The sequence below is a fragment of the Streptomyces sp. NPDC029956 genome (genome assembly GCF_055574655.1).
In genome coordinates this window covers 144,794-164,052 of sequence record NZ_JBVHZJ010000006.1, presented here as the reverse complement: position 1 = coordinate 164,052, position 19,259 = coordinate 144,794, and the positions used below count along the sequence as shown (strand labels likewise).

Annotated in this window: 16 protein-coding genes and 1 tRNA gene; 1 reads left to right on the top strand and 16 read right to left on the bottom strand. The window is 73.2% G+C overall.

Annotated features, from left to right (window positions below; translation table 11 throughout):
* From ACZ4XX_RS06930 to ACZ4XX_RS06915, 4 genes are all read right to left on the bottom strand, one after another.
* The gene (locus tag ACZ4XX_RS06930) at positions 1-1,677 is read right to left on the bottom strand and encodes an AMP-binding protein (RefSeq protein WP_468506886.1); all 1,677 of its coding nucleotides are present in this window, start codon (positions 1,675-1,677) and stop codon (positions 1-3) included.
* A 140-nt stretch (positions 1,678-1,817) separates the two neighbouring features.
* Positions 1,818-2,411 (bottom strand): lytic polysaccharide monooxygenase auxiliary activity family 9 protein, encoded by a 594-nt coding sequence (locus tag ACZ4XX_RS06925; RefSeq protein WP_468506885.1) that lies wholly within the window; start codon positions 2,409-2,411, stop codon positions 1,818-1,820.
* A 128-nt stretch (positions 2,412-2,539) separates the two neighbouring features.
* Positions 2,540-4,282, bottom strand: coding sequence for an SPFH domain-containing protein (locus tag ACZ4XX_RS06920; RefSeq protein WP_468506884.1), 1,743 nt, complete (start codon positions 4,280-4,282; stop codon positions 2,540-2,542).
* A gap of 847 nt (positions 4,283-5,129) precedes the next feature.
* Complete coding sequence (locus tag ACZ4XX_RS06915; protein WP_468506883.1) at positions 5,130-6,512, bottom strand: peptidoglycan-binding protein; 1,383 nt, start codon at positions 6,510-6,512, stop codon at positions 5,130-5,132.
* 184 nt (positions 6,513-6,696) lie between these two features.
* On the opposite strand from ACZ4XX_RS06915, the gene ACZ4XX_RS06910 reads away from it, so the two are divergent.
* Positions 6,697-6,770 (top strand) — tRNA-Lys (locus ACZ4XX_RS06910).
* 683 nt (positions 6,771-7,453) lie between these two features.
* Here ACZ4XX_RS06910 and ACZ4XX_RS06905 read toward each other — a convergent pair.
* The 12 genes from ACZ4XX_RS06905 to ACZ4XX_RS06850 all read right to left on the bottom strand — a co-directional run bounded on the left by ACZ4XX_RS06905 (position 7,454) and on the right by ACZ4XX_RS06850 (position 19,204).
* Positions 7,454-8,128, bottom strand: a complete 675-nt coding sequence (locus ACZ4XX_RS06905; protein ID WP_468506882.1) for a class F sortase — start codon at positions 8,126-8,128, stop codon at positions 7,454-7,456.
* On the bottom strand, positions 8,125-8,823 hold the full coding sequence (locus tag ACZ4XX_RS06900; protein WP_468506881.1) for a PT domain-containing protein: 699 nt from the start codon (positions 8,821-8,823) through the stop codon (positions 8,125-8,127). The genes ACZ4XX_RS06905 and ACZ4XX_RS06900 overlap by 4 nt, the downstream gene beginning before the upstream one ends.
* 74 nt (positions 8,824-8,897) lie before the next feature.
* Positions 8,898-9,677 (bottom strand): HAD-IIA family hydrolase, encoded by a 780-nt coding sequence (locus ACZ4XX_RS06895; protein ID WP_468506880.1) that lies wholly within the window; start codon positions 9,675-9,677, stop codon positions 8,898-8,900.
* 79 nt (positions 9,678-9,756) lie between these two features.
* Positions 9,757-11,295: an alkaline phosphatase family protein gene (locus ACZ4XX_RS06890; protein WP_468506879.1), complete on the bottom strand. Its 1,539-nt coding sequence runs from the start codon at positions 11,293-11,295 to the stop codon at positions 9,757-9,759.
* A 212-nt stretch (positions 11,296-11,507) separates the two neighbouring features.
* Positions 11,508-12,566, bottom strand: coding sequence for a 2-aminoethylphosphonate ABC transporter substrate-binding protein (locus ACZ4XX_RS06885; RefSeq protein ID WP_468506878.1), 1,059 nt, complete (start codon positions 12,564-12,566; stop codon positions 11,508-11,510).
* A 37-nt stretch (positions 12,567-12,603) separates the two neighbouring features.
* Positions 12,604-13,401 (bottom strand): ABC transporter permease, encoded by a 798-nt coding sequence (locus tag ACZ4XX_RS06880; protein ID WP_468506877.1) that lies wholly within the window; start codon positions 13,399-13,401, stop codon positions 12,604-12,606.
* Positions 13,388-14,242 carry a 2-aminoethylphosphonate ABC transporter permease subunit gene (locus ACZ4XX_RS06875; protein ID WP_468506876.1) on the bottom strand — a complete coding sequence of 285 codons (855 nt, stop codon included), beginning with the start codon at positions 14,240-14,242 and terminating at the stop codon, positions 13,388-13,390. The genes ACZ4XX_RS06880 and ACZ4XX_RS06875 overlap by 14 nt, the downstream gene beginning before the upstream one ends.
* Positions 14,235-15,296: an ABC transporter ATP-binding protein gene (locus ACZ4XX_RS06870; protein ID WP_468506875.1), complete on the bottom strand. Its 1,062-nt coding sequence runs from the start codon at positions 15,294-15,296 to the stop codon at positions 14,235-14,237. The genes ACZ4XX_RS06875 and ACZ4XX_RS06870 overlap by 8 nt, the downstream gene beginning before the upstream one ends.
* Positions 15,293-15,985 carry a phosphonatase-like hydrolase gene (locus ACZ4XX_RS06865; protein ID WP_468506874.1) on the bottom strand — a complete coding sequence of 231 codons (693 nt, stop codon included), beginning with the start codon at positions 15,983-15,985 and terminating at the stop codon, positions 15,293-15,295. The genes ACZ4XX_RS06870 and ACZ4XX_RS06865 overlap by 4 nt, the downstream gene beginning before the upstream one ends.
* Before the next feature lie 5 nt (positions 15,986-15,990).
* On the bottom strand, positions 15,991-17,112 hold the full coding sequence (locus ACZ4XX_RS06860) for a TIGR03364 family FAD-dependent oxidoreductase (protein ID WP_468506873.1): 1,122 nt from the start codon (positions 17,110-17,112) through the stop codon (positions 15,991-15,993).
* A gap of 272 nt (positions 17,113-17,384) precedes the next feature.
* On the bottom strand, positions 17,385-18,152 hold the full coding sequence (locus tag ACZ4XX_RS06855) for a GntR family transcriptional regulator (protein ID WP_468506872.1): 768 nt from the start codon (positions 18,150-18,152) through the stop codon (positions 17,385-17,387).
* A 50-nt stretch (positions 18,153-18,202) separates the two neighbouring features.
* Positions 18,203-19,204: a hypothetical protein gene (locus ACZ4XX_RS06850; RefSeq protein ID WP_468506871.1), complete on the bottom strand. Its 1,002-nt coding sequence runs from the start codon at positions 19,202-19,204 to the stop codon at positions 18,203-18,205.
* Positions 19,205-19,259: the final 55 nt, after the last annotated feature.

Genomic DNA, 19,259 nt, shown 5'->3' with positions numbered 1-19,259 from the left:
TCAGCGGTGGTGGTCAGGGGACGGGGCGCGGTCGTGGAGGGCGTACTCGGCCCGGAGGGTGGCGGCGGCCGCGTCGGTCAGGGGTTCGTACGGGGCGGTCGGGGTGGGGCGCCACCAGACGGGGTCCGGGCAGAGGAAGGCGGCGCGGCGGAGTGCCACCCGGTGGATCTTGTTCGTCGCCGTGAGGGGGAGTCCTGGCATCACCCGGACGAAGCGCGGCGGCATCTTCGTCCCGAGGTCCTGCTGCGCCGCGAGGAACGCGGCGAACTCCGCCGGATCGAAGACCTCTCCCTCCCGCAGCGCCAGCGCCGCCATCACCTGGTCCCCCGCCACGGGGTCGGGTATCGCGTAGACCGCGACCCCCGCGGCCCGGTCCCAGCGGGCCAGGATGTGTTCGATCATCGCGGCCGCCAGGTTCTCGCTGTCGACCCGCAGCCGGTCGTCCGTACGGCCCGCGAAGTAGAGGTAACCGTCCGCGTCCCGGTAGAAGAGGTCTCCCGTCCAGTACCAGCCGTCGCGCAGCCGGGCCGCCTCCGCGTCGGGGTTGCGCCAGTAGCCCTCGAAGGCGCTGCGGCCCCGGTTGACGAGTTCTCCGACCGCCTCGGCGGCGTTGAGGAGCCGGCCCGTCGGGGAGAAACGGGCCGGCTCGCACTCCCGGCCCGTCTCCGCGTCCACCACCAGCAGGTCGTCCGTCGGTGCCGCCCGGCCCACCGCGCCGGTCGGCGTGTCCGGGGTCCGCTGGATCGACGCGCCGCCCTCCGAGGAGCCGTACCCCTCCACGAGCGGCACCCCGAAGCGCTCCCGGAAGCGCGCCGCGTCCACCGCCCCCGCCTCCGTGCCGAAGCCGAGGCGGAGCCGGTGCGCGTGGTCCTCGGGGGTGGGCGGGGTCGCCAGGAGGTACTGCACCGCCCGGCCGACATAGGTGAAGTAGGTGGCGTCGAAGTCTCGTACGTCCGAGAGGAAACGGGAGGCCGAGAAGCGGGCCCTCAAGGCCACCCCCGCCCCGGCGGCCAGTGCCGGCGCCCAGTCCGCGATCACCGCGTTCCCGTGGAACATCGGCATGCAGACGTAGTGGACGTCGTCCTGCCCGACGGAGAAGTGGGCCGCGAGCGAGGCACCGGCCGCCGCAAGTCGGCCCTGGCTGCAGAGCGCCGCCTTCGGCGCTCCCGTCGAGCCGGACGTGAAGGAGAGCAGGAAGCGGCTGTCGGGGCGCACGGGGCCGAGGCGCGCGTCGCCCGGGCGGGCGGACCCGTACGGCGCGAGGAGTTCCCGGTACGCGTCGGTGTCCGTGACCAGGATCCGCACGCCGGGCAGCGGGAGACCGTCGAGGAGCGGCAGGTGGGCGCGCTGGGTGACCAGGACCCGGCACGCGGTGTGCCGGATGTCCCGGGCGAGTTCGGCGCCGCGCCGGGTGGGGTTGATCCCGGCGACGGCGGCCCCCGCGAGGGCCGCCGCGCTGAGCCAGAGCGGGTACTCCGGCGTGTTGTCGAGCAGGATGCCGAGGTGCGGCTCGCCCCCCGGCAGGGGTGGCATCAGGTCCACGAGCAGTGCGGCCCGCGCGGCGGCGCCGGCGGCGACCTGGTGGTGGGTGAGGGTGTGGTGCTCGTCCCTCAGCCCGATCCGGTGGTCGCCCCACTGGCGCCGTACGAGTTCCGCGACGGTGTCCGCACCCCTCATGGGCCGGACTGTAGCTGACGATCCATCAGAAATGAACGGGCGGGAACGACCCCTCGACGACCGCCGGCAACGGTCGCTCGGCGGCCGTCGGGAGCGGCCGCTCGGTGACCGTCAGGAACGGTCACCGAGCCGCCCGGGCGTCAGAACTTGACGTCCGAGCACGCGTAGAACGCGTTCGCCGTGTCCGCGATCGTCCACACCGCCAGGATCAGATGGCGGCCCGTCTTGCCCGCCGGGATCGTCCCGGAGTGCGAGAGGGTCGCCGGCGGCTGCTGGTTGTTGTAGGGGACGGTCAGGAACGGCTGGGGGTCCAGCATGGCCCGGGTCAGCTTCTGACTCGGGTTCCAGCCGTTCTTGGTGATGTAGTACTTGAAGTCCGTGGTGCGGTGCCGGGCCGTGAACTGCCAGCGGAAGCTGTAGCTCTGGCCCGCCGAGAGCTGCGTCGCGGGCCACGCACCGCCCCGGGGGTCGTCCAGCTGGGCGAACTGCGTGAGCCCGGCGGAACAGATCTTGCCGTCGGCGGGACCGGCGGAGGGGAAGCCCTTGAGGCCCTCGACCGACTGGGGCTCCCACTGTATGGAGCCGCAGTTGGTCACGGTGCCGTTGGCGCAGAGCTTCTGGCGGCTGATCGGCGAGTCGGTGTAGCCGTGACTGCCGGCACTACCGGTGGCGAACAGGGTGACGCCGGCGACGCCGAGCGCCACCACCGCCGCCCCGACTGACTTTTTGCGCATGCTTCGCTCCAGGAGAACGTGGGGGAGTTCCGTTGGGCCGTGCGCGCACGCGTGCGGTGGTACGTCGTACCGATTTTGGTCTGGACCAAGTACCAAGGTATGGACGGAAGTTGAACATGTCCATCCCTTCACGCCCCCTCTACAGGACCCGTCCGACCCGTGTAGAACGCCACCGTCAGGTCCTTGACCAGCGCCTTGCGCTCGTAGTCGTCGAGCTCCACCAGACCACGACTGGTCAGCCGGTGGACCACGTCGTCCACCGCGTCCACCACCGAGGTCAGCACGCTGTCCCGGTGCTTCGCGTCGATCGCCGCGATCCGGCGCCTGCGCATCGCCGCCGCCACGTCCGGCGCGTACTCGATCCGCGTCGGCTGCGCCGAGAACACGTCCACACCCACCGGAGCGCACTCCGCCGACAGCATCCGCGTCAGCGCCTCACCGACGGCCTCCGCGTCCCGGAGCGTGGGAGCGTCCTCGTGGAAGGCGTCCGCCGGAAGCTGCGACAGCACCCGGGCCATGGCCGCCTCCACCTGCTCCCGCAGGTAGTCCTCGTGCCCGTCGACACCGAGCGCCGCCCGGACGGTGTCCCGCACCCGCCACACCACGAGCACGGTGACATCGAGCGCGGTGCCCTTGGCGTCCACCGCCGACAGCGGCTCACTGCGCCAGTGCCGGAGCCGTACGTCGACGCGGCGGCGCAGCAGGAGCGGGCTGACCCAGACCAGACCGGTACGGCGGACCGTGCCGCGGTAGTCGCCGAACAGGGTCAGCACCCAGGCGTAGCCGACCCGGCCCCGGCCGAGCCCGCCGAGCGCGAACAGGGTGAGGACGACGCCGAGCGCGAGGAGCGCCCACTGGCCGAGATGGATCCCGTTGTACGGGCGTTCCGGCAGCCGCAGCATCCGGGCCGCCTCCGCGGGAACGGCCCCGGTCCACCACACGACCGCCGCGCACGCGGCGAGCGCGAGGGCGCCGCCGACGACCCCGACCCACCCGGGCAGCACCGGCCCGGGGCGCTCGACGAGAGCGGGGTCGGCGGTGGGCGCGGGCCGGGAGGCGGAGGCCCGGGCGGGGGCTTCGGCGGAGGCGTGGGCCTTGGTGGCGGGGGCGGCCTTGGCGGTGGATGCCTTGGCGGCGGTGGTGGCGTTGGTGGCGTTGGTGGCGGATGCCTTGGCGGCCCGGGTCCTGGGGCGATCCCCGGGGGGCGCGTCGAGCCGGACGTCGGGTTGCGCGCCGGGCGTCGCGTCGCGCTTCGCGTTCAGCCGGAACTTCGGCTTCTGCCGGGACGTGCCCTGGTTCGCCGCCCTGGTCCCGGCGGCGTCCGCCTGAGGCTGCGCCTGGCCTTCGGCCTGGACCTTCGACGGGCCGGGGATGGCGGGGCCCGTACCCGTCCGGGAGGGGGTGGGCGCGGCCATGGCGACGGTGTCGGGACCGCCGTCGTCCTCACCGGCCGCGAAGGGCACGGCGTTCCCCGGCTCGTCGCGGAAGAGGAGGTGCACCGGGATCGACCCGGTGGTCTCGGCCCCGATCACGTTCTTCCGCCGCGCGACCCGCACGACGGCGGCGACGGGCACGGCGACGGCACCGACACCGGCCCCGGCGATCCGCCCGAAGTCGGGTGTGACGGGGCGGCCGGCGGGACGGTCGGAACGGCCGGGCTCGGTGCCGGGTGCGGCGGTCGGCGCGGCGACCGCGACGGGAGCAGCAGGGACAGCAGCGGGGACAGCGACAGGGACCGGCGAAGGACCACCGGACCGCACGGTGACGACGGCCTTCAAGGTGACGGGCGATGCGGGGCGGGCGTGCTTGCCCGCCCCGGAGGGCGTGGTGCCGGGGTAGGCGGGCGGGACGGGCTGGACTCGCGAGACCACTGGTGCGGGTCCGGAGGCGGTTTCCGGGGCTGCGCCCGGGGCGGTTCCCGGGGCGGCCGGCGCCCCCGTCGCCGTACCGGAAGCGGACCTGCCCGGAAGCGCGGAGCCGGCCGGAAGCGCGGAGCCCGTCGGAAGCCGGGAGCCGGTGGGGAGCGGGGAGCCGGCCGGGAGCTCGGAGCCGGCCGGGCGGACCGGGAGCGCGCCGGAAGTCCTCACGCCGTCACCGGGCGGCGTCGTACCGACCTGCCCCGTCCCGTGCCCCGGTGCCGTGCCGACCGGGCTGGCCGGGGCGTCCGGCCTCGCCGCCGCCTCCGCCGCGGCGCCACCTCTCGCCCCCGGCTCGGGCCACACCGGAACCCTGCGCCGCGAGGTCCCCGGCTCATCGGCGGCCGGAGGTGCTCCGGCGGCGGGAGACGCCGACGGACCCGACGCGTCCGCCACAGGGGCTTCCGGCGCACCGTCCGATGGGGACGCCGGTGCCGCGTCACCCCCGGCCGGTGTCGACGCGGCACCGGCGTCCGCCGCCGGAGGGTTCACCGCACCCGCCGCCTCGACGCTCGCCGAGGGGGCGCCGCCCTCCACCGGTGCGCCGGCCACCGGCGCGCCCTCCCCCTGCTCCCCCGGCGGTGCCGGCTGCGTCGACCGCCCCGGCTCCGTCGGCGTCTCCCGTCGGGTCGACGGGGTGCCCGGGGTGCCCGGGGGTGCGCCCTGGGGAGGGGACGTCCGCGGGAGGGTGCCGTCCGTCAGGCGGCGGGCGGTGCGGGCCGCGTCACGTGAGGCCGCCGCGCCGGAATCCGCGGGGTTGGGGGTCGATGCCGTCATTCGGGTCCACCTCATGCTCTCGGGGTCATCGGAACAAGCGCCGCCAGGTCTCCGGGCCCGGGTAGCCGTCGGCCGCTGCGCCGCGCCAGCCCTGTGCCCGCTGGAACGCCTCGACGTTGCGGCGGTCCGCCTCCGTCCAGCGCGGACCGGGTCCCGACAGGTAGTGCTTGCCGAAGCCCCGCTTCACCAGTTGTTTGCCCAGCTTCTCCACATATGCGTTGGATTGGCCCGGACGGAAGGAGCCACGCCCGGGAAATCCCGTCGCATTCGAACTCGACCCGCTCGAACCACTCGAACCGCCGATGCTCTTGCCCCCGCCGGTCACGAGGAGCTTCCAGGTGTCCGGGCCCGGCAGGCCGTCCGCCTCCTTGCCCTTCCAGCCCTGCGCCAGCTGGAAGGCCTGGGTCGCGCGACGGTCCGCCGCTCCCCACTTCGGACCGGGCCCCTTGCTGTAGTACTTCTTGCCGCCGCGGTCGACGAGGAGCCGTCCGAGCTGGGTGACGTACGCGTTGTTCGCACCGGTGCCGAACATCGCCGTGCCGGGGTACGGCGTCGCCGTCGAGGCCGCCCCGCCCGCGGTGCCCCCGGTGCCGCCGGCGCTGACCACGCCCTTGTAGCGGTAGCCCACGTAGCGGGGGGAGTTCTCCCAGTACGCCATCGGCGTCGCCTGTTTCCGCGTCCGCGGCTTGGTCTGCTCGTACGCGACGTAGGACGTGTGGGTGTAGTCGGTCCAGCCGCCGAAGATCGTGACGTGCGAGCCGCGCGTCGGGTTGGCCGGGTTGTGGAAGAGCAGGATGTCGCCGGGCTGGAGCTCGGTGCGGTCGACGCGGTCGGCGAAACGGTCGAGGCTGCCGGTCCACTCGTTGCTGCGGAGGTTCCAGGCCATCGAGATGTAGCCCGAGCAGTCCTGGCGGTAGCCGTCCGACCAGTACTTCTCCATGGAGTACGGGACCTGGGCGGTCACCCACAGCTTGGCGCGGTTGATGATCTCCGCCCGGGTCGACTTCCGCAGGGTGCCCGTCGAGACCTGACTGGGCGTCGGATTCGCGTTCGGGGAGGGCTGGCCGCCGGGACCCGGCGCTCCGTGCAGCGGCCCGCGGCCGCCCTGCGGGGTGTCGGGCTCGGGATGGGCGACCCGCGCGGACGCGTCCGCCGGCGCCTCTGCGAGGTCCGCCGGGACGAACGGGGCCGAGGGCGGTGGTGGGGCCGTCGCCTCGGCGGCCCCACCACCGCCGAGGACCACGCCCGCGGCCGTCACCAGGACCAGGGCGCGGCGCGCGCCGTGCGCCGCCGGATGCCCGCCCGCCCTGACGGGCGGACGAAGCGCGAGGTCACGCCGCTGCCGGACGCACCCCGGGCAGCCGCAGTCGACCGCGGGTTCGAACTCCTCGAAGACCGGCACGCTCATGCGATTCCCCTCCACACTCGTCAAGATCTTTTGACCCTTGGTTTTGGGCGTCAGTGTCTCAACTGTCTGGACAAATCGCATTTTGACGGTTCGAAGGCCTGATACGACCATCCGACAGGCCGGAGGCGACCGTTATTGGTCAGGAGCACACCCGGACGTCAGGTAGAGTTCTCTCTGTCAGCAGGCGCCGCTAGCTCAGTTGGTTAGAGCAGCTGACTCTTAATCAGCGGGTCCGGGGTTCGAGTCCCTGGCGGCGCACGCAGAGTCAAGACCCCCTCACCGATGGTGAGGGGGTCTTGGTCGTTCCCGACCCTTCTCACTCCGCGAACTGCTGGGCGGGGTGGGTCAGTTCCCGGGGTGGGACTCGACCGGGGGGTGCGTCGGGCGCGGGCGGGGCGGATGCCCCGGGGCCTGGCAGGCCGGCCGGGAGGACGCCGCGACGCGCGAGGGCCTGGAGCGGGAACCCGGCTCTTCTCACGGCGCGTGGCGAGCGGTCGTGAGCATCGGGACGCGACGGCCCTCTGGGCCGGGCGGGGCGGGGCCTCTACAGTGTCCGGAACCTCGACCTCCCGCGGCGGCACCGGACTCCTCCCGCGTCCGTGAGCCCTGCGGTGGAGGACCGGACCGGTCGGCGGCGGTTGCGGGACGCGCGCCGCCGACCGGGACCGGGTCCGCGGCGCGGCCGCTCAGGGAGCGCCTCGCCCCGACCGTACGGACCCGCGCCTCGCCGCCCCCGTACGAACCCGCGCCCGACAGGGCGAGGCCCCCCGTGCCACCCCCATGCGGGCGGCGCCACTGGGCTTCGCCCCACCCGCCCCCGTGCGGACCCGCACCCCACCCCACCGCTGTGCGGGCGATCGTCCCGCTGGGGGTCCCCCCGGACAGCTCGGGGCGGCGGACCAGGTGGACGACCACGGCATGGGCGCGCGGGGGCCGTGGGGTCAGGTGGTTGTCGCTGCCGTCAGGTAGGCCGAGACCACCACATTGGCCGTGTAGGCGTTGGCGCTCCGGTCGAACGTGCCGCCGCAGGTGATCAGGCGCAGTTCCGCACGGTGCGGGACCCGCGCCCCGTAGACCTTGCTCGCGTCGAAGTCTTCCCGCGGGTAGACCTGGACGTCGTCCACCGTGAATTCGGCGACCGATCCGTCCGTACGGGTGATGCGGACCTTCGCGCCGGGGCGGGCCGCGCTCAGCCCGTAGAAGACCGCCGGCCGGGTCTCCGTGTCGACGTGGCCGACGAGGAGGGCCGGGCCCGCGGCGCCCGGCCGGGTGCCGGAGCCGAACCAGCCGACCGTGTGCGGCATCTCGTACGGCGGCGGGTCGATCGCTCCCGTGCTGTCGAGGCCGCGTGCCACGACGGGCGCGGCGATGCCGAGGGACGGGACCTCGACCCGCTGGGGCGTGACGGGCGTGAGGGGGTCGCGCGCCGGGGGCAGGGCGACGCCGAGCGGGCGGCCGACGGCGGCGATGTCGCCGGTGGTCGGCGCGGAGCTGCCCCCGGGTCCTTCGGTGACCTCGCGGCCCCAGAGCCAGAGCCCGAGCAGGAGCAGCGCCCAGGCCACGCCGGTGACGAGTCGCCCGGTGCCCGCCGGGCGGGAGCCGGACGGCGCCGTCATTCCGTACCCGGCCCCGAGCCCGTGCCCGTACCGGTTTCCGCGTCGCGGCGGCGGGAGCTGCGGAAGGCGACGGCCACGGCGGCGACGGCCGCAAGACCGAGGCCGAGCAGGGTGTACGGGGTGCCGAGGCCGCTCTCGCTGGTGGTCTGGGCGACGCCGGGGGCGGCCGGGGCGGCGAAGGCGGCGGTGCCGCCGCCGCCCGCGCGGACCGGGGCGATCGGGCTCGCGTGGTGGGTCGGCTCGCGGGTCGGCTCGTGCGTGGGCTCGCGGGTCGGCTCGTGCGTGGGCTTGCGGGTCGGCTCGTGCGTGGGCTTGCGGGTCGGCTCGTGCGTGGGCTTGTGGCGCTCGACGCGCACCGTGCCGACGTCCGGGTGGTCGTGGCCGTCGCAGGTCACGCTGACCTTGTACGTGCCGTTCTCGAGCCGGGTCTTGATCGTGGTGTCGCCGAACAGCGGGGCGCCGCCGCCGTCCCGGCCGGTGAGTGCGGCGTCGGCGACGAACGCCGGGGACTTCGCGGCACCCGTCGTGCCCTTGCAGCCCTGGACGCGGACGTCGATGTCGGCGCCGGGCGAGGCGGTGGACGGGGTGACGGTGACCTTCACCCCGTCGTGGGCGTACGCGCTGCCGGCCGTGGGTGCCAGCACGAGTACCAGGGCCGCCCCTGCGGCACGGAGAGCAATGGGACCTGAACGCATCGTGACCTCCTGATACTGGCAGGGTCACCCGGATCGGGGCTTCTCGCATCCGCAGGGGCGCCGGCGCGCGGCCGCTACACCCGGTCGACGATGTCCGCGATCGACTTCACGATCTTGGACGGGCGGAACGGGAAGCGGTCGATCTCGGCCTCGCCGGTCAGGCCCGTGAGGACCAGGAAGGTCTGCATGCCCGCCTCCAGGCCCGCCAGGATGTCGGTGTCCATCCGGTCGCCGATCATGGCGCTCGTCTCGGAGTGGGCGCCGATGGCGTTCAGGCCGGTGCGCATCATGAGCGGGTTCGGCTTGCCGGCGAAGTACGGGTCCTTGCCGGTGGCCTTCGTGATGAGCGCGGCGACGGAGCCGGTGGCCGGCAGCGGGCCTTCGAGGGAGGGGCCGGTCTCGTCGGGGTTGGTGCAGATGAAGCGGGCGCCGGCGTTGATGAGCCGGACGGCCTTGGTCATCGCCTCGAAGGAGTACGTACGGGTCTCGCCGAGCACCACGTAGTCCGGGTCGTGGTCGGTGAGGACGTAGCCGATGTCGTGGAGGGCGGTCGTGAGTCCCGCCTCGCCGATCACGTACGCGGTGCCGCCGGGGCGCTGGTCGTCGAGGAACTTGGCGGTGGCGAGCGCCGAGGTCCAGATGTTCTCGACGGGGACCTCCAGGCCCATCCGGGCGAGGCGGGCGTGCAGGTCGCGGGCCGTGTAGATCGAGTTGTTGGTGAGGACCAGGAAGGGCTTCCCGGTCTCCCGCAGCTTCCTGATGAACGCGTCGGCGCCGGGGATCGGCACGCCCTCGTGGATGAGGACGCCGTCCATGTCGGTCAGCCAGGATTCGATCGGCTTGCGCTCTGCCATGGGTGCGGGACTCCTGCCGTACAGACGTGCGGTGTGCTGGGGGCGCCGCGACAGCGCTGTGGCGACGCCCCCAGCCTAATCAGGAAGCCGTCACCTTGACCCCGTCGATCACCCAGTACCAGTTGTTGGAACCGGTGTAGCGGAAGCGGAAGCTCACGCTGGACGCGCCGGACGGGACGGCGACCGTGAGGGACTGGGGCTGGGAGATCACGTCGGCGGTGTAGCTCTTCACGACGGTCGGGGTGCCGCCGTTGAAGACGGCCTGGACCTGCGCGGTCTGGCTGCCCTCCTGGCGGTAGTGGGTCGTGAAGTCCAGGGTGGCCCCGGTCGCGCCGGAGACGCTGTACGCCGGGGTGACCAGGGTCGAGTCGTACGTACCGGAGAAGGCCCTGTCGGCCCACTCGTCGGAGTCGGCGACGGCGAAGACGCCCCGGGCCCGGACGTTCAGCTCGCGGGACTGGTCGCGCTGGGAGCGGGACCAGAACTCGTCGGTGGCGAAGGACCAGCCGCGCCACTCGGTCACGCCGCCGGTGCCCATGGCGTTGTCGATGACGGACCAGCCGCTGGGCGCGGTGCGGGTGAAGCCGAGGACCCCGGCGGGGATGCCGGTCTCGTCGACGCGGCCGGTCAGCGACCCGTACAGGCTGTCGAAGGGGTCGGTGGAGCGGTCCTGGATCGGCTTGCCGTCGAGGCCCCAGGAGGCCGCCGGGGTGATGCCGAGCTGGCGGAAGACGGTGGCGGCGACGTCGACGAGCCGGGTGTCGACGGGGCGGGCGCCGGCGGCGATGCCGGGGCCCTGGGCGAGGACGAAGGTGCGGCGCTCCTCGATGGAGGAGCCGCCGTGGCCGCCGCCGTCGGTGTGGCCGTGGTCGGTGGTGACGATGACCGTCCAGCGCTCGGTGGCGTACGCCGGGCGGGCCTTGATCGCGGTGAGCAGCCGGCCGAGGTAGCCGTCCTGGACGTCGATCGCGTCGAGGTACCTGGGGCTGGCGGCGCCGTTGTTGTGGCCGATCTCGTCGGTCTCGCCGAAGTAGACGAAGAGGACGTCGGGGTTCTGGTTGCGCAGGATGTCCTCGGTGATGTCGGTGATCACGAGGTCGTTGACGGCGTAGTCGTTGTCGTAGACGAGCTTGGCGTCGGCGCCGGGGGTGACGGTGCCGTGGGTGTCCAGCTCGGGCCAGTCGACGGCGGCGAAGAGGGAGAGGTCGGGGCGGACCTGGTGGAGGCGGGCGAGGAAGCCGGGGTAGCGGCCGTAGTTCTTGCCGGTGAAGGTGTTGTCCTTGACGCCGTGCTTGTCGGGCCAGACGCCGGTGGAGATCGTCGACCAGCCGGGGCCGGAGGAGGTCGCGGCCATCGGGTTGGCGTAGAGCAGGGAACGGCCGTATGTGCCGTTGGTCATCAGGGACTTGAGGTGCGGGGCCTTGGCGGCGTCGATCCGGTCGTACCGCAGGCCGTCCATGCCGACGACGAGCACCTTGTCCTTGCTGGTGCCGTCGGGAAGCGTGGGCGCGGCGGCGGCCCGGGCGGCGGGGGCGGCGGCGAGGCCGGTGGCGGCGGCCGCCGCGGTGGCACCGGCGGCGGCGAGCACGGTGCGGCGGGAGATGCCGGTGATCGGCATGTCGGAGTCCTCCGTGAGCGGGGTCGATGGGTACGGCCATGCGCCAACGCCCCTGATTTCTCAGGGGCGTTGATCGTCGGTCCGTACCCGTTATCCTTCCGCGATGTACGGGGGCGTTCCAGGGTCGTGCGGTGAACTCTTGGTGGCGACACGCGGCGACGGTGGCGACACGCGGCGACGGGCGACGGGCGGCGACGGGCGACGGGCGCCAGTCAGCTGCCGGTCGCCGACTTCCACGCGTCGACGTACGTCTTGAGGTTCTTGTCGATGTCGGCCCAGTCCGGCTCGAAGACCTCGACGCCCTCCATCAGCTTGGCCAGTTCGATGGCGTTGGCGTCGGTGGCCTTGACGTCCTTGCGGGCCGGGAAGCCGCCGCCGACCGCGCTGACCTCGCGCTGGGCGCCCTCGGTGAGCATGAAGTCGAGGAGCTTCCTGCCGTTCTCGGTGTGCGGGGCCTTGTCCACCAGGCCGGCCGCGTAGGGCAGGGCGAAGGTGGTGGGCCTGCCCGCGCCCTTGGCCGGGAACCAGATGCCGAGGTTCGGCATGGACTTGGACTGGGCGAAGTTCATCTGCACATCCCCGTTGGCGACGAGGAGTTCGCCCTTGTCGACCTTGGGGGCGAGCTTGGAGGTGGACGAGGACGGACCGACGTTGTTGGCCTGGAGCTTCTTCAGGTACTCCATGGCCGGCTCCTGGCCGCCGAAGTCGTGCATCGCCTTGATGAGGACGGCGGTTCCGTCGCCCGCGACGCCCGGGGTGGAGTACTGGAGCCTGTTCTCGAACTTCGCGTCGAGCAGCTCCTCCCAGCTCTTCGGGGCGGCGGGGAGCTCCCTCGTGTTGTGGATGAAGCCGAAGTAGTTGTTGACGACCGAGGTCCAGGTGCCGTCGCTCGCCTTGTCGCCGCCGCCGACCTGGTCGGCGCCCTGCGGGGTGTACTTCTGGAGCAGGCCCTTGGAGCCGGCCTGCTGGATGAACGGCGGCAGGGTCACGAGGACGTCGGCCTGGGTGTTGCTCCTCTCACGGAGGGCGCGCTGCACCATCTCCCCGGAGCCTCCCTCGACGTACTCGACCTTGATGCCGGTCTTCTTCTCGAAGTCGGCGAAGACCTTGTCGTACCAGCCGTCGCCCGCCTCGCCCTTGAGGCCGTCGGCGCTGTAGACGGTGACGGTCTTCTCGTCGGATGCGGCGGTGGAACCCCCGCAGGCGGTGAGGCCCGCGGCGAGGACGAGGGAGCCGGTGACGGCGGCGATCGGCTTGGCGTACGTACGCATGACGTCGTGTTCTCCTGTTGACGGTGACGGGGCGTGGCTAGCGGAAGGAGGCCTTGGTACGGATGCGGGAGACGGCGAGCAGGGCGAGCAGGGTCGCGGTCATGAGGACCACGGCCAGCGCCGAGCCGGTGAAGAGGGAACCGCGGTCGGTGGCGGTGAAGACGAGCACCGGGAGCGGCATCCAGTCCGGCGGGTAGAGCATCATCGTGGCGCTCAGCTCGCCCATGGACAGCGCGAAGCAGAGTCCGGCGGCCGCGTTCAGGGACGGCAGCAGGAGCGGCAGCCTCACGCGGAACAGGACGTACGAGGGGCGGGCGCCGAGACTGGCCGCCGCCTGCTCGTAGGCGGGGTCGAGCCGCTGGATCGCGGCCGAGACCGACTGGTGGGCGAAGGCCGTGACGAGCACGGTGTGCGCGAGGATCACGATCCATCGGGTGCCGTTGAGGAGCACCGGCGGCCGCGAGAAGGCGACGAGGACGGCGAGGCCGACGACCACGGACGGCACGGCGACCGGCAGCATGAACAGCGCGTCGAGGACCCTCTTCCCCTTCCTGCCGAGCGCGGCTCCGGCGAGCGCGGCCCAGGTGCCGACGGTCAGCGCGATCAGGCTCGCCGTGACGGCGGTGATCAGGCTGGTCGTGAGGGCCTGGAGGGACTCCCCGCGGACGGCGGCCGCGTAGTGCTCGGTGGTCGGCCCGGAGGGGAAGGCGCCGGACCAGTTCGTGGCGAACGAGGCGGCGACGATGACCAGGAGCGGGAGGGCGAAGAGCGGGACGAACAGCACGGCGAACGCGGCCCAGGCCGTCCACCTGCCCGTACGGCTATGCACCAGCACGGCGGCTCACCCCCCGGTAGAGGACGTAGAGGCCCACGGAGAGGGCGACGTTGACGACGGCGACGACACAGGCGGCGGCGTAGTCGGATTCGAGGATCGCCTTGCTGTAGACGAGCATCGGGAGGGTCGTGACGCCCTTGGCGCCGGTGAAGAGCACGATCCCGAACTCGTTCAGGCACATGACGAGGACGAGGCTGCCGCCGGCCGCGAGCGCCGGGACTGCCTCGGGCAGGATCACCTGCCGGACGATCCGCAGCGGCCGGGCCCCGAGCGAGGACGCGACCTCCAGCTGAGCCGTCTCCATCTGCGAGAAGGCGGCGAGCAGCGGCCGCATCACGAACGGGGTGAAGTACGTGATCTCGGCGAGCAGGACGCCCCACGGGGTGGTCAGGAACCGGAAGGGGCCCGAAGGGTCCCCGGTGACGTCGGTCCAGACGCCGTTGGCCATGCCGACCGTGCCGTAGAGGAACAGCAGGGCGAGCGTGATCAGGAAGGACGGGAAGGAGAGGAAGACGTCGATGAACTTCGACACCGCCTTCCCGCCGGGGAACGGGACGAACGCGATCACGACGGCGAGCACGAAGCCGAGGACGAGACACCCGACGGTGGAGGCGACGGCCAGCCACACGGTGGTGACGAGGGCGTCGCGGAAGGACGCGGAGGCGAAGACGTCACCGTACGCGCCGGGGGCCAGGGACTCCTGGACGACGAGCGCGAGGGGGTAGAGGAAGACGACGGCGAGCACGGCGACGGGCGGGAGCGCCCAGACCCAGACGGGGGTGGCGCGGCGCGTCCGCGCGTCCGCCGTCGCCGGGGCGGCGGGGCTCACGGCGCTAGCCATCCGACACCCCCGCCCCGAGGAGCACCGCGTCCTCGGGCGCGAAGTGCAGCGTCACCTCGGTCCCGAGCAGGGGCGTCTCCCGCAGCTCCCGGACGTCCGCCTTCACCCGGTGCCCGCCCACCTCGACGTACAGCCGGTGCGTGGAGCCGCGCCACTGGACCTCGCCGATCCGGCCGCGCAGTGCGTTCGGCCCGTCCCCGAGGCCGACCAGGTGGGGCCGGACGCAGAGGGTGGCGGCCGCGCCGGGGACCGGACCGGCCATGCCCTCGGTGGAGACCTTCAGCTCGGTCCCGTCGAAGACGACGCCGTCCCTGCCGACCGTCACCGGCAGCAGGTTGGCGTTGCCGACGAACGAGGCCGTGAACTCCGTACGCGGCCTGCGGTACAGGTCCTGCGGGGTGCCGCAGTCCTGGAGCCGGGCCTTGTCCATGACGGCGATCCGGTCCGCGAGGGTGAGCGCCTCGACCTGGTCGTGGGTGACGTACAGGATCGACACGTCCGGCAACTCGCGGTGGAGCCTGGCCAGTTCGGCCAGCATTCCGGAGCGCAGCTGGGCGTCGAGCGCGGAGAGAGGCTCGTCGAGGAGGAGGACCTGGGGCCGGATGGCGAGCGCGCGGGCGATCGCGACGCGCTGCTGCTGGCCGCCGGAGAGCTCCCGGGGGTACCGGTGGGCGTAGGCCGCCATGCCGGTCATCTCCAGGGCCTCGGCGACCCGGCCGGGGATCTCGCCCTTGGGTGCCTTCCGGGCCTTCAGGCCGAAGGCGACGTTGGCGTCGACCCGCAGGTGCGGGAAGAGGGCGTACTGCTGGACGACCATGCCGATCCCCCGCTTGTACGGCGGGAGGCCGGTCACGTCACGGTCGCCGATGAGCACCCGCCCGGAGGCCGGCCGCACGAACCCGGCGACGGCCCGCAGCGCGGTGGTCTTGCCGGAACCCGAGGGCCCGAGGAGGGCCATGACCTCGCCGGGCTCGACGGTCAGGTCGAGCCGGTCGAGCACGGTGGTGCCGCCGTACGCGACGGACACGGCGTCGAAGCGGATGCCGCTGGTCACGCTTCCGACTCCCCGATCAGCGCGGGAAGTCCGGCGACCGAGGCGAGGACGTGCGTCGCGCCGTGCTCCCTGAGCGCCGCCTCGTCGTGCGCGCCCGTCAGGACGCCCGCGACGAGCCCGGCGCCGGAGCGGACGCCGCTGAGCATGTCGTACGAGGTGTCGCCCGCGACCACGATCCGGCGGACGTCGTCCACGGCTCCGGTGCGGAGGAGGGCCGCGAGGACCATGTCCGGGTACGGGCGTCCGCGGCCGCCGGCGTCCGCCGGGCAGAGGGTGAGCCCGACCAGGTCCCGCCAGCCGAGCGCGTCGAGGATCGCGTCCTGGGTGACCCGGGCGAAGCCGGTGGTGAGGACCACCGTGCGGCCCTGGTCCTTGAGCTCGGCGACGGCCTCGGCCGCGCCGGGTATCGGGGCGATGCGGCCGCCGGAGACCAGCTCGCCGTACGCCTCCTCGAAGGCGAGGCAGGCCTGCCGGGCGCGGGTCTCGTCGCCGCCGAAGAGGTGGCGGAAGACGGAGATCTTGGACTCGCCCATGGTGGCGCGGACATGGTCGATCATCGTGGCCGGGTCTTCGCCGAGGCGCTTGGCGGCGGCGGTGAAGGCCTGCTCGACGAGGCCGCCGTCGGCGACGGTGGTGCCGGCCATGTCGAGGACGACGAGGTCGTGCGTGCGGTTGTTCAGCGTGCTCATGTGGTTCACCAGCCCAGTTCGTCTGCGGTCGTCTCGGCGATGGCTGGTGAGCAGGTCATGCCGCGGCCACCGGGCCCGGTCACCAGCCACACGCCGTCGCGGACCCGCTGGCGGTGCACGACCCGGCTGGTGTCGACGCACTGCGCGTACACCCCGGCCCAGCGCCGCTCGATCTTCGGCAGCGGACGGCCGAGGAAGGACTCGACGACGCGGGTGAGGTGCTCGTAGGGGTCTTCGAGGGTGTCGAAGGCGAAGGGGTGCTCGTACTCGTGGGTGTCGCCGATGGTCAGTCCGCCGTCGAGGCGCTGCACCATCAGGAGCTGCATCCTGTGGGCGGCGGCGGTCGGGTCCTGCGGCTGCGCGGCCCGGAGGGAGTCCAGGGCCTCGGAGGCGTAGGCCGGGTAGTAGCGGAAGGAGTCGGCGTCGGCGACGGAGGTGGTGAGCGCCTCGCCGAGGGGCTCGGTCTGCATCATCTGGAGCCGGACGCGGCGGACGGGTATCTCGCCGGCGACCTCGCGGACGAGGCCGGAGAGCGAGGCGCCGGTGCACAGGACGACGGCGTCGCCCCGGTGCACGTCGCCTCGGTCGTCGCGGACCGCGTTCTCCCCCACGACGTCCCGGACCTCGCGGTTCGGCAGGAAGGTGTACTTCCCGGTGGCCAGGAGGGCCTCACGGAGGGCGAGCTGCGCGAGGCGCGGCTCGACGGCCGCGTCCCGCTCGCACCAGAGCGCCGCCTCGAACGCGCCGCGCAGGGCCGGGTTGACCGCGCGGGCCTCGTCGGCCGTCAGCAGCTTGTAGCCGCGGGCGGCGGCGTCGGGGCGGGCCACGGCGGCCTCGGCGACGGCGAGCTCCAGCTCGTTCCGTACGGGGGTGAGCGAGCCGATGGCGCGGAAGCCGAGCCCGGGGACCCGGGCGCCGATGCCCTCCCAGAGATCCCGGGCGCGCAGGGCGGTGTCCAGCTCCTCTCCGCCCGCCCGTCCGCTCACCCAGATCTGGCCGAAGTTGCGGAGGGACGCTCCGCGCGCCTCGGCCTCGCGCTCGATGTGTACGACCTCATGGCCGCGTTCCACTGCGTGCCAGGCGTGCATGGTTCCCACCACGCCGGCTCCTACGACGATCACCTTCATGCCGTCGACGGTCCTGGGAACGGGTGACCCGGACGGGGCCGGTGGGCGACGGGACGGTGAACGGCCCGACAAGCTTGGACCAGACCCGTTACCTTCCCGTGATGAAAGAGGGGTGGGTTGTGGTGGTCTCGGCGTTCGACGCGCGCCGCTCGGGTCTACGCGCCGGGCGCGCCGCTCGGGGTTCGGCGTGTTCGGCGTGTTCGGCGTGTTCGGCGTGTTCGGCGTGTTCGGCGTGTTCGGCGCACCGCTCGGCCCGTCGGTCACCCCGTCGGTCAGCCCTGCCGTCCCAGGTGGGCGGTGAAGCTGAACCGGTCACCGCGGTAGAGGGTGCGGACCCGCTCCAGGGGCCGCCCGGCGGTGTCCCGGGAGACGCGGTGGAGCAGCAGCATCGGCAGCGCCGGCGGGGTGCCGATGAGGAGCGCCTCGCGGGGCGTCGCGAGCACCGTCTCGATGCGCTCGTCGGCGTCGCCGAACGAGATGCCCAGGCGGTCGTGGAGGTAGGAGTAGAAGGAGGAGTCCGGGTCGAACTCGGTGTCCAGGTGCGGGGCGCGGGCCTCGGAGACGTACGTGCTCTCCAGACCGACGCGCTCGTCGTCGGCGAGGAGCACGCGCTCCATGTGCCAGACGGGATCGCCGCGTTCGGCACCGACCTCGGGGGCGAGCGCCTCCGGGCAGGGGAACCGGTCGAGCGAGATGAGGCTGCGGCCGGGCCGGAGGCCCTGCCTGCGGACGCCCTCCGTGTAGCTCGCGAGCGAGAGGGGCTGTTCGAGCTTGGGGCCCGCGACGACCGTGCCCCGGCCCTGGCGGCGCAGCCTTCCCTCCAGGAGGAGTTCACGCAGCGCCTGCCGGACGGTCTCGCGGGACACCTCGTACCGGACGGCGAGGTCGCGCTCAGTGGGCAGCAACCCGCCTTCCCCCAACTCGTCCACCATCAGGGCGAGTTTGGCCTTGACGGCGTAGTACTTGGGCACGCGGCCGTGCTCCGGGACGCCGGAGTTCACGGGGGCGCCCGGAGTGCCGGGGGTGTTCTGGTAGCTCACCGGGGGATGGTCGCAGACGGGGGTGAACGGGAAGGTGTACGGGGCATGACTCACCGGTGCCGGGACCGGCGGACGGCACGGACGAGGACGGCACCGAGGAGGACGAGGACCGCGGCGAGAGGGGCGAGGAGCACGGCGTACTCCTCCGACTCCCTTCCGGTGTCGGCGAGTTCGCGGTCCGGGCCGGCGAGTACGAGGCCTTCCGGGTCCTCGACGGTGGAACCCGGCGGACGGGGTGTCGCCCCGGGCGACCGGGAGGGGGCGGTCGGTTCGGAGGTGCCGGATGTGTCAGGTGCGGGCTCGTCGGGTCCGGTGGAGCGGTCCGGGGCGGCGGGCACCACGCTCAGGCGGTAGTCGCCGGACTCGCCGACCCAGTCGCCGTCGACGCCCCGGCGCTGGACGACCGCGGCGTTCACGACGACCTCGTCGGGGGCGGCCTCCGCGCGGAAGCCGAGCCGAACGGGGATGGTGAGGGTCCGGCCCGCGGACACCATGAAGCCGCCGAAGTCGCCGGAGCTGCCGGGACCCTCCGAGGCGCCTGAGCCGCCCGAGATGCCTGAGCCGTTCGAGCCGGTGAACACGCCGACGTTCTCGGCCTGGTCGGTCGTCTCGAAGGTCACCGGCCGCCAGCGCGCGGCCCCCTCGTCGTAGAACTCGAACCGGATCTGCTCGGGCCGCAGCACCCGCCGCTCGTCGGTGAGGACGAGCACGGGGTGGATGCCCGAGCAGGTGGCGTCGGTGGTGTTGGTGAGGTCGAGCTTCCACTCCTGGAGTCGGCCGCCGGCAGGGTACTCCTCCGGACCGCCGTGGATCCGGGTGTCGAGCGGGAAGGCCGAGCCGGAGGGGGTGCCGCAGGTGGGGGCGGGGGGATCGGGAGCGGGGATGTCGGGGGCGGCCTGCGCCGGGGCGGGAGACGTCGCCGGGGGCACCGAGGGGGGCGGTGCGGCCAGGGCGGGGGACGCCAGGGCCAGGTGGGCCGTCGCGGTGACCGCCAGTGCGGCTGCCGCGGTGAGGGCGCGGGGGCTGCGCGGTCGCAGGGGGGCGGATGCCATGGGGCCGGGCCTTTGCTGCTCGCGGACGTACGGGTCGGCCGCGACGCTGCCATGC

Bases quoted from the DNA above. Each gene is read 5' to 3' on its own strand.
- ACZ4XX_RS06930 (WP_468506886.1), bottom strand. From the start codon at position 1,677: ATGAGGGGTGCGGACACCGTCGCGGAACTCGTACGGCGCCAGTGGGGC.
- ACZ4XX_RS06925 (WP_468506885.1), bottom strand. From the start codon at position 2,411: ATGCGCAAAAAGTCAGTCGGGGCGGCGGTGGTGGCGCTCGGCGTCGCC.
- ACZ4XX_RS06915 (WP_468506883.1), bottom strand. From the start codon at position 6,512: ATGAGCGTGCCGGTCTTCGAGGAGTTCGAACCCGCGGTCGACTGCGGC.
- ACZ4XX_RS06905 (WP_468506882.1), bottom strand. From the start codon at position 8,128: ATGACGGCGCCGTCCGGCTCCCGCCCGGCGGGCACCGGGCGACTCGTC.
- ACZ4XX_RS06900 (WP_468506881.1), bottom strand. From the start codon at position 8,823: ATGCGTTCAGGTCCCATTGCTCTCCGTGCCGCAGGGGCGGCCCTGGTA.
- ACZ4XX_RS06895 (WP_468506880.1), bottom strand. From the start codon at position 9,677: ATGGCAGAGCGCAAGCCGATCGAATCCTGGCTGACCGACATGGACGGC.
- ACZ4XX_RS06890 (WP_468506879.1), bottom strand. From the start codon at position 11,295: ATGCCGATCACCGGCATCTCCCGCCGCACCGTGCTCGCCGCCGCCGGT.
- ACZ4XX_RS06885 (WP_468506878.1), bottom strand. From the start codon at position 12,566: ATGCGTACGTACGCCAAGCCGATCGCCGCCGTCACCGGCTCCCTCGTC.
- ACZ4XX_RS06875 (WP_468506876.1), bottom strand. From the start codon at position 14,242: ATGGCTAGCGCCGTGAGCCCCGCCGCCCCGGCGACGGCGGACGCGCGG.
- ACZ4XX_RS06865 (WP_468506874.1), bottom strand. From the start codon at position 15,985: ATGAGCACGCTGAACAACCGCACGCACGACCTCGTCGTCCTCGACATG.
- ACZ4XX_RS06860 (WP_468506873.1), bottom strand. From the start codon at position 17,112: ATGAAGGTGATCGTCGTAGGAGCCGGCGTGGTGGGAACCATGCACGCC.
- ACZ4XX_RS06850 (WP_468506871.1), bottom strand. From the start codon at position 19,204: ATGGCATCCGCCCCCCTGCGACCGCGCAGCCCCCGCGCCCTCACCGCG.